The organism is Achromobacter sp. GQ309, from assembly GCF_059759315.1.
In genome coordinates this window covers 570,326-584,169 of sequence record NZ_JCAXDP010000004.1, presented here as the reverse complement: position 1 = coordinate 584,169, position 13,844 = coordinate 570,326, and the positions used below count along the sequence as shown (strand labels likewise).

Annotated in this window: 15 protein-coding genes; 3 read left to right on the top strand and 12 right to left on the bottom strand. The window is 64.1% G+C overall.

Annotation, left to right across the window (positions count from 1 at the left end; genetic code table 11):
* Positions 1–57 precede the first annotated feature (57 nt).
* Positions 58–1,191, top strand: coding sequence for an anhydro-N-acetylmuramic acid kinase (locus tag AC6CIE_RS15870; RefSeq protein WP_498092796.1), 1,134 nt, complete (start codon positions 58–60; stop codon positions 1,189–1,191).
* A 158-nt stretch (positions 1,192–1,349) separates the two neighbouring features.
* Here AC6CIE_RS15870 and erpA read toward each other — a convergent pair whose 3' ends face one another.
* The 12 genes from erpA to pmbA form a co-directional block, all read right to left on the bottom strand.
* Complete coding sequence (gene erpA / locus AC6CIE_RS15865) at positions 1,350–1,721, bottom strand: iron-sulfur cluster insertion protein ErpA (RefSeq protein WP_063951957.1); 372 nt, start codon at positions 1,719–1,721, stop codon at positions 1,350–1,352.
* Positions 1,722–1,807: 86 nt separating this feature from the next.
* On the bottom strand, positions 1,808–2,557 hold the full coding sequence (locus tag AC6CIE_RS15860; protein WP_175139115.1) for a DUF6776 family protein: 750 nt from the start codon (positions 2,555–2,557) through the stop codon (positions 1,808–1,810).
* 42 nt (positions 2,558–2,599) lie between these two features.
* Positions 2,600–3,664, bottom strand: coding sequence for an N-acetyl-gamma-glutamyl-phosphate reductase (gene argC / locus AC6CIE_RS15855; protein ID WP_175125472.1), 1,065 nt, complete (start codon positions 3,662–3,664; stop codon positions 2,600–2,602).
* 193 nt (positions 3,665–3,857) lie between these two features.
* Positions 3,858–4,250 carry a 30S ribosomal protein S9 gene (rpsI, locus tag AC6CIE_RS15850; protein WP_008163098.1) on the bottom strand — a complete coding sequence of 131 codons (393 nt, stop codon included), beginning with the start codon at positions 4,248–4,250 and terminating at the stop codon, positions 3,858–3,860.
* A gap of 9 nt (positions 4,251–4,259) precedes the next feature.
* A complete protein-coding gene (gene rplM, locus AC6CIE_RS15845) occupies positions 4,260–4,688 on the bottom strand; it encodes a 50S ribosomal protein L13 (RefSeq protein WP_056564379.1) in 429 nt (142 codons plus the stop codon).
* A gap of 290 nt (positions 4,689–4,978) precedes the next feature.
* Entirely contained in the window at positions 4,979–5,689 is a 711-nt protein-coding gene (locus AC6CIE_RS15840; RefSeq protein WP_175139116.1) for an ABC transporter ATP-binding protein, read from the bottom strand.
* On the bottom strand, positions 5,686–6,474 hold the full coding sequence (locus AC6CIE_RS15835; RefSeq protein ID WP_175139117.1) for an ABC transporter ATP-binding protein: 789 nt from the start codon (positions 6,472–6,474) through the stop codon (positions 5,686–5,688). The genes AC6CIE_RS15840 and AC6CIE_RS15835 overlap by 4 nt, the downstream gene beginning before the upstream one ends.
* Entirely contained in the window at positions 6,467–7,342 is an 876-nt protein-coding gene (locus AC6CIE_RS15830) for a branched-chain amino acid ABC transporter permease (protein WP_105237282.1), read from the bottom strand. The genes AC6CIE_RS15835 and AC6CIE_RS15830 overlap by 8 nt, the downstream gene beginning before the upstream one ends.
* Before the next feature lie 3 nt (positions 7,343–7,345).
* Positions 7,346–8,227: a branched-chain amino acid ABC transporter permease gene (locus AC6CIE_RS15825; RefSeq protein ID WP_056564389.1), complete on the bottom strand. Its 882-nt coding sequence runs from the start codon at positions 8,225–8,227 to the stop codon at positions 7,346–7,348.
* A gap of 168 nt (positions 8,228–8,395) precedes the next feature.
* Complete coding sequence (locus tag AC6CIE_RS15820; protein WP_175139118.1) at positions 8,396–9,550, bottom strand: ABC transporter substrate-binding protein; 1,155 nt, start codon at positions 9,548–9,550, stop codon at positions 8,396–8,398.
* Between the two features lie 254 nt (positions 9,551–9,804).
* Positions 9,805–10,899: a TRAP transporter substrate-binding protein gene (locus AC6CIE_RS15815; protein ID WP_498092792.1), complete on the bottom strand. Its 1,095-nt coding sequence runs from the start codon at positions 10,897–10,899 to the stop codon at positions 9,805–9,807.
* Positions 10,900–11,095: 196 nt separating this feature from the next.
* Positions 11,096–12,460: a metalloprotease PmbA gene (gene pmbA / locus AC6CIE_RS15810; RefSeq protein WP_498092790.1), complete on the bottom strand. Its 1,365-nt coding sequence runs from the start codon at positions 12,458–12,460 to the stop codon at positions 11,096–11,098.
* Between the two features lie 58 nt (positions 12,461–12,518).
* Between pmbA and yjgA the strand changes: the two genes are divergently transcribed.
* Positions 12,519–13,070, top strand: coding sequence for a ribosome biogenesis factor YjgA (yjgA, locus tag AC6CIE_RS15805; RefSeq protein WP_175125487.1), 552 nt, complete (start codon positions 12,519–12,521; stop codon positions 13,068–13,070).
* Between the two features lie 19 nt (positions 13,071–13,089).
* Positions 13,090–13,764: an alpha/beta hydrolase gene (locus AC6CIE_RS15800; protein ID WP_239214281.1), complete on the top strand. Its 675-nt coding sequence runs from the start codon at positions 13,090–13,092 to the stop codon at positions 13,762–13,764.
* Positions 13,765–13,844: the final 80 nt, after the last annotated feature.

Sequence of the window (13,844 nt, the reverse complement as noted above, 5' to 3'; positions counted from 1 at the left end):
AGCGGGTGCGGCGGCGGGGCGAAAAGCCCCAGCCGCCTTTTTTATTTGGAGGCGCCCGTGAATGCCACCCTGCCCTTGCAGCAAGACCGTCGCCCGCTCTACATCGGCCTGATGTCGGGCACCAGCGTCGATGGGGTCGACGGCGTGCTGGCCCGCTTCGAAGACGGACAACCGCCGCAGGTGCTGGCCAACGCCAGCCTGCCCATGCCGGAAAATCTGCGCCGGGAGTTGCTGGCACTGAACGTTTCGGGAGGCGACGAGCTTGCCCGCGCCGCGCTCGCGGCCAATGCACTGGCGCGCGTGTATGCCCAGGCCGTGGCAAAGCTGCTTGCGGATGCCGGCGTGGCCGCAGCCGACGTCAGCGCCATTGGGGCACACGGCCAGACCGTGCGGCACCGACCTGACCTGGGCTACACGCTGCAGCTCAACGCGCCTGCCCTGCTGGCGGAACAGACCGGCATTTCGGTGATCGCCGACTTCCGTACGCGCGACGTCGCCGCAGGCGGCCAGGGCGCGCCGCTGGTGCCCCCGTTTCACGCCGCCATCTTCGGCGCCAGCCACGGCCGCGCCGTGCTGAACCTGGGCGGCATTGCCAATGTGACACTGCTTGAGCCGGGGCTGCCAGCGCGCGGCTTTGACACCGGTCCAGCCAACGTGTTGCTGGACGGCTGGTGCCAGCGCCATCTGGGCCGGCCTTACGACGCCGGCGGCCGCTGGGCCGCGACAGGACAGGTGCTGGCGCCGCTGCTCGAACAACTGATCGGCAGCGAGCCGTGGTTCGGTTTGCCGCCCCCAAAGTCCACGGGCCGCGACCTGTTCAACATGCAGTGGCTAGACGCCCGACTGGCGGAATTCGACGGTGCCGCGCCCGCCCCTCAAGATGTGCAGGCGACGCTGCAGCGGCTGACCGCCAGGACGGTCGCCGACGCGATCGATCGGGCCGCGGCGGGGACGCAGGAGGTCTTTGTGTGCGGCGGCGGGGCGCACAACGCCGGCCTGATGCAGGAACTGGCGTATTGCCTGCAACGCCCCGTTCGTCCCACCGATGCGCTAGGCGTGCCGGCGCAGCAGGTGGAGGCCTTGGCATTTGCGTGGCTGGCGCATGCGTTCATGATGCGCAAGCCGGCCGGCCTGCCCAGCGTGACCGGCGCACGCGGCCCGAGGATTCTTGGAGCGCTGTATCCGGCTTGAGCTCCGCATCAGGCCCAGGCGGCGATCTGGGCTTGGCGCCAGGCCCACCGTAGGGACGCACCGCATCGCGCGCAGAATCCCCGCCGCGCACCAAGCGCCGCCCCAATGCAAAAAGCCCTTCGGAAAACCGAAGGGCTTTTCCTTTCCTGCCTTGGCGATTACACCGAGAACGAGGAGCCGCAGCCGCAGGTGGTGCTGGCGTTGGGATTGCGGATGACGAACTGCGCGCCTTCCAGGTCTTCCTTGTAGTCGATCTCGGCGCCGACCAGGTATTGGAAGCTCATCGGGTCGACGAGCAATTGCACGCCGTCCTTGTCCAGCACGGTGTCGTCTTCGTTGACGACTTCGTCAAACGTGAAACCGTACTGGAAGCCGGAACAGCCGCCGCCCTGGACGAATACGCGCAGCTTCAGTTCGGGGTTGCCTTCTTCGGCCAACAGGTCTTTCACTTTGGCGGCAGCCGAGTCGGTGAACACCAGGGGAACAGGCGGGGGGGCCTGAAGGTCGACGGTTTCGGTCACTGCATTCATGGTTCACTCCTGGCCGAATCGGCCATATTTCAGTGAGCGGCGTCGCCGCTCGTATGGTGTCACTATAGCGCAGGGCTTGACCAGACTCAAAGTTCCAGTTTGACACTGCGCGATGCGCGGACGGTTTCACCCTCGAGGACGCTAACGGTCACACTTTCGGGGACAAATCCCTCGGGCACGGCCAGGATGCCCTGGCTGCGCTGGTATTGGTCGAACTGCAGGGCAAGCGAGGCGGCGGCCAGGTTTTCGCCCGTGGCCGTGACGGGACCGGTTTCGGCCTTGACCTGCATGGGCGCGAGGTCGACGGTGACGGTTTCGCCCTTGAGCACGCCTGTGGCCTGAAAGCGCAGGGCGCCCGCGAAGGGCGTGCCGCCATTGCGGCCGCTGCGCATCAGCAGCACCTTGTAGCGCAGACCGCCGCCTTCGCGGTCGATCTGAACGCCCCGGATGTCCACAGACCCCTCAGGACCGGGCGGCAGCAGTTGCTCATAGAACGCGAGCTGGTCGCGTACGCGGCCGACTTCGGCTTGCGCGGCGTGGAGCTGGGTTTCGAGTTCCTGGCGGGCGGATCGTTCGATGACCAGTTCGCCGTCGGCGGTATCGAGTTGGCCGCGGATGTAGCGCAGCTGCGTGGCCTGCTGGCGCATGGCCTCGTCCTGGGCTTCGGCCTGCTGGACGCTGATGACCACGGCGTCCTGCGGACGGTAGAGGTGCCGCGCGTGAAAGAACCCGGCGGCGCCACCCGCAAGCACGCCCAGCAGCAGCATCGCGCAGAGACGCACGATGGCGCCATAACGGGCGCGAGGCGGGGAACTAACTGACGGATCTGCAGGCATAAAGAGCAATATTGGCGGCCCGCCGAGCGGGCCGCCCTGGCCTTACGGCAGGATGGCGACCTGGTCGAGGCCGACCGTTTCGGGGATGCCGAACATGAGGTTCATGTTCTGCACCGCCTGGCCGGCGGCGCCCTTGACCAGATTGTCCTGCACGACCATGACGATCAGCAGGTCGCCGTTATCCGGGCGGCTGAGCGCGATGCGCAGGTTGTTGGAACCGCGCACCGAACGCGTTTCGGGATGGCTGCCGGCAGGCATGACGTCCACGAAGGGCTCGTCGGCATAGCGCTGCTCGAACAGCGCCTGGAAGTCGGTGTCGCGCGCTTCGGGCTTGATGCGGGCATAGATGGTGGAGAACATGCCGCGGATCATCGGCACCAGATGCGGCACGAACGTCAGGCCCACCTTGCCGCCGGCCAGCTTTTCGAGCTGGGCGGAGATCTCGGGGTGGTGACGATGGCCGGCCACGCCGTAGGCCTTGAAGTTGTCGGAGGCTTCGGAGAACAGCGAGCCCACTTCTGCCTTGCGGCCCGCGCCGGACACGCCCGACTTGCAGTCGGCGATCAGGGTTTGCGTATCGACCAGCGCCTTGCCGCCTTCAAGCAGCGGCGCCAGGCCGAGCAGCACCGTGGTCGGGTAGCAGCCGGGGTTGCCGATGACGCGCGCCTTGGAGATGGCTTCGCGGTTCAGTTCGACCAGGCCGTATTGCGATTCGGCCAGGATGTCCGGGCAGGTATGGGGAATCTTGTACCAGCGCTCGAACGTGGGGATGTCCTGCAGGCGGAAGTCGGCGGCCAGGTCGATGACGCGGGTGCCGGCAGCGATGAGCTCTTGCGCCTGCGCCATGGCCACGCCGTGCGGCGTGGCAAAGAAGACGACGTCGCAGTCGGTCAGCGAGGCCTTTTCCGGGGCCGAGAAGGCAAGCTTCACACGGCCGCGCAGGTTGGGATACATGTCGGCGACGGGCAGGCCGTCTTCCTTGCGGGACGTGATGGCAGTCAGTTCCACGTTGGGATGCTGCGACAGCAAGCGCAGCAGTTCGACGCCGGTATATCCGGTGCCGCCGACGATACCAACCTTGATGCGGGTGTTCGATGCTTGGGCCATGATGGATGCTCTTCGGAGAACGAATGACGATTGTATCGCTCGGGAAACGACGGATTGCACCGGCGTGCCGGATTTGGCACTGCAAACCTTTTTTCCGACCGGGCGGGTGGCGCGGAGTTCCGCGCGGGGCCGGCGATGACGCATTGCCGGCCCAAAAACAAAAAGCCCGCCGAAGCGGGCTTTTTGCAGGGCATTAACGCTTGCTGAACTGCTTGCGACGACGCGCCTTGCGGAAGCCGACCTTCTTACGTTCGACTTCACGGGCATCGCGCGTGACGAAGCCAGCTTGCGACAGCGAGGGCTTCAGCGTGGCGTCGTAATCGATCAGGGCACGCGTGATGCCGTGACGGATTGCGCCGGCTTGGCCGGTTTCGCCGCCGCCGTGCACGTTGACCTTGATGTCAAACGATTCCAGGTGGCCGGTCAGTTCCAGCGGCTGGCGCACGACCATACGGCCGGTTTCACGAGCGAAGAACTCGTCGACGGGCTTGCCGTTGACGACGATCTTGCCAGTGCCCTTCTTGATGAAAACGCGAGCCACCGAAGTTTTGCGACGGCCGGTTCCGTAATTCCAGTTACCGATCATGGCGTTTCCTTAGAGATCCAGCGTCTTGGGCTGCTGGGCGGTATGCGGGTGCTCGGCACCGGCATAGACCTTAAGCTTCTTGATCATGGCGTAGCCCAGAGGACCCTTGGGCAGCATGCCCTTGACGGCCTTCTGAATGGCACGGCCGGGAAAACGCTCTTGCATTTTCTCGAAGTTCGTTTCACGGATACCGCCCGGGTACGTCGTGTGGCGGAAGTACTTCTTGTCCTTCGCCTTGGCACCGGTAACAACGATATCGGACGCGTTGATGATGACGATGTAGTCACCGGTATCAACGTGAGGCGTGAATTCAGGTTTGTGCTTGCCACGCAGACGACGTGCGACTTCGCTGGCCACACGACCGAGGACTTTGCCCTTGGCGTCGATCACAAACCAGTCACGTTGGACTTCATGCGGCTTGGCCACAAAGGTCTTCATGATGGTTCCTAAGAATAAAAATTTGCTCTGGCCGGAACATCCCGCCAGTGTTCTTTCCCAAACTAGGCCGCGTATTGCAGCGCTTTGGCCACAAACTGCAGCCCTTAATCGCCCCCCGCCTAAGCGTTATGAATCCGCCCGTGCAAAGGTCAAAATGAGGGAAAGCCTGAAATTCTAACACGGTTGCTCAAAAAATGGGCAAGCGGAAAGAATTCGAGTGACTTGCGGCTGGCCGCCACCAGACGGCAGCCGCAATTTGGATAAGGGGACAAATGATGCCCCCTGCCTCGTCAGGCGCCCAGGTAGGCTTCCAGGACGCGGGGATGGCCCAGCAGTTCGCGGCCGGTGCCCTTCAGCGCCAACGCGCCGTTTTCAAGCACATAGCCGTGTTGCGCGATCTTCAAGGCCTGGCGCACGTTTTGCTCAACGAGGAACAGCGTGAGGCCGTCGGCATTGATGGCGCGCAGCGAACGGAAGATTTCCTGGACCACGATCGGCGCCAGGCCCATCGACGGTTCGTCCAGCAGCAACAGGCGCGGCTTGGCCATCAAGGCGCGGCCGATGGCCAGCATCTGCTGTTCGCCGCCGGACAGGTTGCCGGCCATGCCGTTGATCCGTTCCTTCAGACGCGGAAACAGGTTGAACACGTATTCCAGGTCGGTGGCGACGTTCTTCAGGCCGCGGCGATAGGCGCCGAGTTCCAGGTTTTCCAGCACCGTCATGGTGGTGAGGATGGCCCGGCCTTCCGGCACCTGCACGATGCCGCGCGCGACCAGCTGGTTCGGCGCGAGGTTGGTGACGTCTTCGCCCTCGAAGAGGATGCGGCCGCGCGCTTTGGGCAGGAGGCCCGACAGCGCCAGCAGCGTGGTCGACTTGCCGGCGCCATTGGCGCCGACCAGGGCGGTGATTTCGTTGGCGTTCAGGTCCAGGTCGATGCCGCGCACGGCTTCGATGTGGCCGTAGTTGACCTCGAGTCCGCGGACTTCCAGCATGGCGCTCATTTGGCGGCCTCCGCTTGTTCGGTGTCTTCGTCGTCTTCGCGGCCCAGGTAGGCCTCGATGACCTGCTCGTTGTTGCGGATTTCCTCGGGACCGCCGCAGGCGATGATCTTGCCGAAGTTCAGCACCGCAATGCGTTCGCACAAGCCCATGACGAAGCGCATGTCGTGCTCGATCATGAGGATGGTGTAGCCGCGGTCGCGGATCGCCAGGATCTCGCGCATCAGTTCGGCGCGTTCGCCGGTGTTCATGCCGGCGACGGGTTCGTCCAGCAGCAGCAGCTTGGGCTCGGTGGCCAGTGCGCGCGCCAGCTCCAGGCGGCGCTGTTCGCCGTAGGACAGGTTGTCCGCCAGATCGTTGGCCTTGTGATCCAGGCGCATCCACGTCAGCAGTTCATGTGCGCGTTCGCGGGCGCGCTGCTCGTGCTCTCGGTAGCCGGGCAGGCCCAGCAGCAGGCTGGGGAAACCGTAGTTCATGTGGCGGTAGGCGCCCACGACGACGTTCTCCAGCAGCGTCATTTCCTTGAACAGACGGATGTTCTGGAACGTGCGGGCGATGCCCATGCGCGTGATGCTGTGCGGCTTCTTGCGCAGGACGCTTTCGCCCTGGAACGTGATGGTGCCGCCGCTGGGCGGCAAGAGGCCGGTGATCAGGTTGAAGACCGTGGTCTTGCCGGCGCCGTTCGGGCCGATCAGGCCGAAGATGGCGCCTTCGGGCACGGACAGGCTGACGTCATGCAGCACATGCAGGCCGCCAAAGCTCTTGGAGACGGAGGACAGCTCAAGCATGACGCTTCCCTCCCTGGCGGCTTTGACGCATCCAGCGCTTGAAGCGCGCCGGATCCCAGATGCCTTGCGGCAGGAACAACACAATCACCACCAGGATCACTCCATTCGCGATCAGGCGCAGATCCGCAAATCCGCGCAGCAATTCAGGCAGCACCGTAATGATGAAGCTGCCGATCACGGGACCGGCCAGGCCGCCGATGCCGCCCAGGATCGCCATCGTCAGGATTTCGACGCCACGGTCGAAGCCGTATTCGTTGGGACCGATGAAGAACGTCAGGTGCGCGTTCAACGCGCCAGCCAGGCCGGCGATCATGGCGCCGGCAACAAAGGCCAGCATCTTGTTCGAACGCACGTTGATGCCCATCAGGCCCGCCGCCGTCTCGTCGCCACGGATGGCGTCGAAGGAGCGGCCGATCTTGGAAGCACGCACGCGCCACAGCACGAACAGCACGATGATGACGGCCAATAGGACGTGCCACCACTGCGTGAGTTGCGGGATGCCGTTCAGGCCCAGCGCGCCGCCGGTGATGGACTCGGTGTTCAGGATGGTCACGCGGACCACTTCACCGAAGCCCAGCGTGGCCATCGCCAGGTAGACCCCGGACAGCCGCAACGTCGGCAGGCCAATCAGGGCCGCCACCAGCGCGGGCGCGGCCATGCCGCCAGCCAGCGCCACCGTGAACGGAGCGTCGTAATTCATGGTGAGCAGCGCGGCGGTGTAAGCCCCGATGCCCATGAAGGCGGCGTTGGCCATGGCCAGCATGCCGCAGGCCAGCGTCAGCCAGATGGAGAGGGCCAGGAGTGCATTGGTGCCAAGCGTCAGCACCAGGTTGCCGTAGATGGCCCAGAAATTTTCGAATCCGCTCATACCTTAAGCCTTGCGTTGAACCACTTTGCCGAACAGACCTTGCGGGCGGACCAGCAGGATCAGGAACAGCAGGCCGAAAGCCACCGCGTCGCGCATGGTGGAGCCGATGTAAGCCACGGACAGCACCTCGGCGAAGCCCAGGAAGAGACCGCCCAACATGGCGCCGCGAATGTCTCCCATGCCGCCCAGGATGATGACCGCGATGCCCTTGTGCAGCATCGGCTGGCCCATCAGCGGGAACAGCGCGTTCGAGTACAGCCCGATCAGCACGCCGGCCACGCCGCCCAGAGCGGCCGCGGCGAACGAGGTGGTGATGAACAGCTTTTCGACGTTGATGCCCAGCAGCCAGGCGGCCTTGGGCGATTCGGCAATGGCGCGCAGCGCGCGGCCGAACTGCGTGCGGCGCATCACGTACATCAGCACGGCCATCAGCGCGAACGACAGGAAGATGATGCCCAGTTCGATGACGGTCAGGTGCAGGCCGGCGACTTCGATGACTTCCTCGGGCACGGTGCCGTGCGGGAAGCGCAGGTTGCTGGCGCCAAAGATGCTTTGGGCGCCGTTGTTCAGGATGATGCCGACACCGATGGTGGCGATCATGGGAATCAGGTGGGGTGCGTTGCGCTTGCGCAGCGGCTTGAGGACCAGGTAGTCGATGATGACCCCGGTGAAGCCGGCGACGAAGAACGCGACCATCAGCGCGGCCCACAAGGGCAGGCTGAACTGCTGGACCACGACAAGTGCTGCGTAGGCGCCAACCATGAAGACGGCGCCATGCGCCAGGTTGATCACCCCGAGCACGCCGAAGATCAGCGTGAAGCCCAGCGCGAACAGTGCATACACACAGCCCAGCGACAAGGCATTGACGAATTGTTGTTCGAACATGATGGGACTTTCCAGATCTGAGAGGGCCACCTCGCTGTGCCCACAGCGAGGTCTTTTCTGCTTCCGGGGAAGCTTTTTACTTGGGACGGCCCTGCGATAAAAAGCGCCTTGCAGACGGCCAGCAGGCCATCCGCAAGGCGCATCCCCCCGCGCGGGGATGCGTACTGCTTACTTCTCGATGACGTACTTGCCGTCCTTGGTCACGCTGACGATCGGCGCCTGGTCGGCGTCGTAACCGGCCGGCTTGCCGGCGCGGTCGGTGGCCTGGCGGAACTTGAACGGGCCGGTGGCGCCGGTCCAGGTCACGGACGGCAGGGCATCGCGCAGAGCAGCGCGATCCTTGGCCAGTTCGCCGGTGATCTTGGTGTTCTTCAGGGCCTGGGCAACGATGTACATGGCGTCATACGACTGCGCCGCGAACTGGTCGGGGGCATTCGTGAACTTGGCCTTGTAGGCGTCGATGAACTTGACGTTCTCGGGGGCCTTGTTCTCGATCGACCACGGGCTGCCGATCCAGAGATTGTTCGACGCGCCGCCGGGGGCCAGGTCGAAAATCTTGACCGAGTTCATGCCGTTGCCGCCGATGACCGGCACGTTCAGACCGAGTTGGCGGGCCTGGACCATGATCGGGGCGCCTTCGGCCAGCAGTGCGGACAGCACGATGGCGTCGGGGTTGGTGCCCTTGATCTTGGTGAGCTGGGCCTTGAAGTCCACGTCGCCCTTGGCGAACGTTTCGGTCGTGGTGACCGGGATCTTCTGGTCTTCCAGGGCCTTCTTGAAGTTGTCGTAGCCGCTCTTGGTGAAGACGTCGTCGTTGCCGTAGAGCACCGCCACGTTCTTCAGGCCGGTCTTGGCCTTGACGGTGGAGATGGTGGCGGGCAGCACGTCGGCTTCGGTGACCGAGTTGCGGAACACGTAGTTGCCGATGGAGGTGATGCCGTCAGCGGTGTTGGAGGTGCCGAAAGCGACCGTCTTGGCGGCCTGGGCGACCGGGTCGGCGGCCTGGGCGGAGTTCGACAGGGTGGGACCGAAGACCATCAGGACGTTGTCCTTGAAGATCAGCTTCTTGAAGACGTTGATGGCTTCTTCTTTCTTGCCTTGTTCGTCTTCAATCACCAGGACGATCTTGTTGCCGTTGATGCCGCCTGCGGCATTGATTTCATCGGCAGCGAGCTGGAAACCGTTGCGGATCGACACGCCGTATTGGGCGGCGCCGCCGGACAGGGCTTCAGCCACGCCCAGCTTGATGTCGGCAGCGTTGGCGGCCGGGACGATACCGGCGGCGATCAGCGCGGCCAGCAGCTTTTTGGTCTTGGATTGCATGGTTGTTACCACCTTAAAGTCTGTCTCGGAATATTGGTAATCCGGGCTGATGTAATCCTGCCGGATTGACGTCGATGCCGCCTAAAGGCCGCATGTATGCGCGTCAAGACCCGGGATATTACTCCTTTGTATCAGGCCGAAACTCGAATGCCGTTCAACAAAAGCCTCAAAACCGCCCATTTTTTTGTAAAAAACGTGTGGTTACTAGCACAAACCCTGAAACTCACCGAATGCCATTCGGCACCGGCCTCCTCCTAACTCCTGGCCGACAGCGCCACGCCCAGGTACGGGCCGAACGCGCCTTCGGTCAGGCGAAACCACGGCATCTCGCTGTCGCGAAAGCCCATGTAACTATCATGCAATGCCTTGAATCTGGGGTCTTTGGCGCTCAAGTCCTTGTAGACCTGCTGCGATGCTTCAAACGCGGCGTCCATGATTGACCGGGGGAATGCGCGCACTTGTGCGCCATTCGCGGTCAATTGCGCCAGCGCCTGCGGATTGAGGGCATCGAACCGCGCCGTTGCCGAGGTGTGCGCAGCCAGCGCGGCGGACTGCACGACGGCCTGGTAGTGCTTGGGCAACTGGTTCCAGACCTCGTCGTTGATATAGAGCGACAGCTGTTCGCCGCCTGCCCACCAACCAGGTGCGTAGTAATACTTAGCTACTTTATTCAGTCCAAGCTTGGCATCTTCATACGCGCCCGCCCCCGCCACTGCCTGCAGGCCCTCTTTTTCGAAGAGCTCGGCCAGCTTGGCCAGATCGGCCTGCTGGGGGACAACGCCCAGACGGGACAGGACGTCGCCGGCCAAGCCGCCGACTCGCATCTTCAGGTCTTTCAGGTCGCCGGTGCGCTTGATTTCCTTGACGTACCAGCCGCCCATCTGGGCGCCGGTGTTGCCCAGCGGAAAGTTGATGATCTTTTCGGGCTTGAAGAGTTCACGCGTCAGGCGCAGGCCCTCGCCTTCGCTCATCCAGGCGTTCATCTGGCGCGCATTCAGGCCGAACGGCACGGCCGCGTCGAAGCTGAACGCGGGATTCTTGGCGTAGTAGAGGCGCGAGGAGACGTGGCCGCACTCCACCTTTTTGGTGGACACGGCTTCCATGAGGTCGGCAGCGGCAACGACTTCGCCGTCGGGGAAGTGGCGGATGTTGAACTTGCCGCCGGTGGATTCGGCAACGAACTTGCAGAAGTTTTCGGCGGCGCCGACGCGCAGGTCCAGGGCGCTGGGAAAGCCTGAAGACAGGCGCCAGCTCACCGAAGGCATGTCCTGGGCGAACGCGGGCGCACTGACGGCGGCGCCAGCGACGGCGCCCAGGCTGGCGCGCTTCAGGAATGAACGTCGTTGCATCACTTTGCTCCTATACGGCAACACCCGGGACTTTGAGCAATACCCGCCGGATATTACACGGTGGCAATGGCCGGAACGGCTAGAGGAAATCCCGAGCGTAAAGGGGTTGCAATGCGCGGGATTGCCATGCGGGGGGATTGCCAAGCGGACAAATGCAGAAATCCGGCGGCGCATTGCGCGCCGCCGGCTCGCGGGATCAGATCCCGGCGATTGCCATCTGCTCGATGAGGATCGAGCCGGTGGTCTTTGTGCCGCGCGAGATCGTGTCGGCGCCTATCGCGACGATCTGCTTGAACATGTCGGCCAGGTTGCCGGCAATGGTGACTTCCTGCACCGCATGCTGGATCTGGCCGTTTTCGACCCAATAGCCGAAGGCGCCGCGCGAGTAGTCGCCCGTCACGTAATTGACGCCTTGACCGATCAGTTCGGTGACGAGAAAGCCCGTGCCGAGCTTCTTGAGCATGGCTTCGAAATCGTCGCCGCGGCGGGTCAGCGTGGAGCTGAACACCAGGTTGTGCGAGCCGCCGGCGTTGCCGGTGGTGGTCATGCCGAGCTTGCGGGCGGTGTAGGACGACAGGAAATAGCCTTCCAGCACCCCGCCCGACACCACGTTGCGGCGGCGCGTGCGCACGCCTTCGTCGTCGAACGGCGAGCTGCCCATGGCGCCGCGGATGTGCGGATCTTCGACCAGATTGATGTGCTTGGGAAAGAGCGGCTTGCCCAGCGAATCCACCAGAAAACTGGCCTTGCGGTACAGCGCGCCGCCGTTGACGGCCTGCGTAAGGGCGCCGACCAGGCCAAGCGCCAGCGGCGCCTCGAACAGGACCGGAAACTTGCCGGTGCGCACGCGGCGTGCCGACAGGCGCGACAGCGTACGTTCGGCGGCGTAGCGGCCGATGGCTTCGGGCGAAGCCATCTTGGCCGGATCGCGCTCGGACGTGTACCAGTAGTCGCGCTGCATGCCGTTGCCGCGGCCGGCGATGGGCGCAACCGACAGGCTGTGGCGCGAATACGGATAGCCGCCCAGGAAGCCGCGCGTGTTGCCCATCACGAACTGGCCTTCGTACGTGCCAACCGTGGCGCCGTCGGTGTTGGTGATGCGCGGATCGACCTCGCGTGCGGCGCGCTCGGCGCGCAGCGCCAGTTCGGCCGCCTCCTCGGTGGAGACGGTCCAGGCGCGGTGCAGGTCCAGATCGGGAAATTCGGTGGCCAGCTGGTCGGCGTCGGGCAGGCCGGCGGCCGGGTCGGCGGCGGTATGGCGGGCGATGTGCCAGGCGGCTTCGACCGTCTGGCGCAGGGCGGCCTCGGAGAAGTCGGACGTCGACGCGGAGCCGCGGCTTTGGCCGGCGTAGACCGTCAGGTCCAGCGCCCGGTCGCGCGTCTGCTCAACGGTTTCGATGTCGTTCTTGCGGACCGAGACGGACAGTCCCAGGCTTTCGGAGACTTCCGCGGCGGCGTCGGAAGCGCCGATCTGGCGCGCGTAGGCCAGGGTTTGTTCGACAAGTTCGGAAAAACGCGCGTGATTCGCCGCCAGCGGCAAGGATGAGGAGGTTTTAACCATTGCAGTCCAATTTGCAGAGACGGTTATCATAGCCAAGTCTGTCATTGCGCAGTTTTCCATGAATTCCCATCCCCAAGAAGATTCCGTCGACGACGGTTACGACGAGAACGGCTACGACCGTCCCAGCAAGTCCCAGGTCAAGCGTGAGATGCACGCCCTGTTGGACCTGGGCAAGCAATTGATCGCGCTGTCGCCCGAACGTCTGAAGCAACTGCCGCTCGAAGAACGGCTGTACGAGGCCATCCGCATGGCCCAGCGCACCACCGGCCGCGAGGGTTTGCGGCGTCAGGTCCACTTCGTGGGCAAGCTGATGCGCGACGCGCCGGCTGACGTCATCCGCAAGCAGCTCGACGTCTGGGAGAACGGCTCCCGCGAGGAAACGGCCGCCATGCACCGCCTTGAAGGGCTGCGTGACCGCCTGCTCGACGACGACGACGCCCTGACCCGCCTGCTGACCAACAACCCGCAGGCCGACGTGCAGCAATTGCGCACGCTGATCCGCGCCGCGCGCAAGGAAAAGCTGGCCAACGCATCGCTGTTGCAGGGCCAGGAGCCGCAGAAGAAGCACTATCGCGCGCTGTTCCAGGCGCTCAAGACCCTTACCCTCTGATATCCCCAACAGCCCGTCCATGACCGCACCCGACCTGCTCGACTGCATCGAGATCGAAACCGCTCCCAACCCCACGCACGCCGTGATCTGGCTGCACGGCCTGGGCGCCGACGGCAACGATTTCGCGCCCATCGTGCCGGAGCTGCGCCTGCCCGCCGGGCGTGGCGTGCGCTTCGTGTTTCCGAATGCGCCGGTTCAACGGGTCACCATCAACAACGGCATGTCGATGCGTTCCTGGTACGACATCCTGGTGATGGATCTGGTGCGCGTGGAAGATGGCCGCGGCATCCGCGCCTCTGAAGCCGCCATCCACCAGCTGATCGCGCGCGAGAACGCGCGCGGGATCCCGACGTCGAACATCGTGCTGGCAGGGTTCTCGCAAGGCAGCGCGATGACCCTGCACACGGGTCTGCGCTTGAAAGAGAAGCTGGCCGGCATGATGGCGCTGTCTGGCTATCTGCCGCTGCTGGACACCGCAGAAGCTGAGCGTCAGCCTGCCAACAATGCCACGCCTATCTTCATGGCGCATGGCCAATACGATCCGGTGGTGTCGCTGGCGCGCGCCGAAGCGTCGTTGGCGGAATTGAAGCGCCTGGGTTACGACGTGCGCTGGCGCACGTATCCGATGCCGCACTCGGTCTGCGCCGAGGAAGTGGCGGACATTTCGGACTTTTTGAACGAAGTGCTGGTCTAGCGCAGCACGGGCCAGGAACGACGACGGGCGGCGTGCAAGACGCGGCTCGTGTTCCTGGCTGATGGGCGCGCCGGCATTGC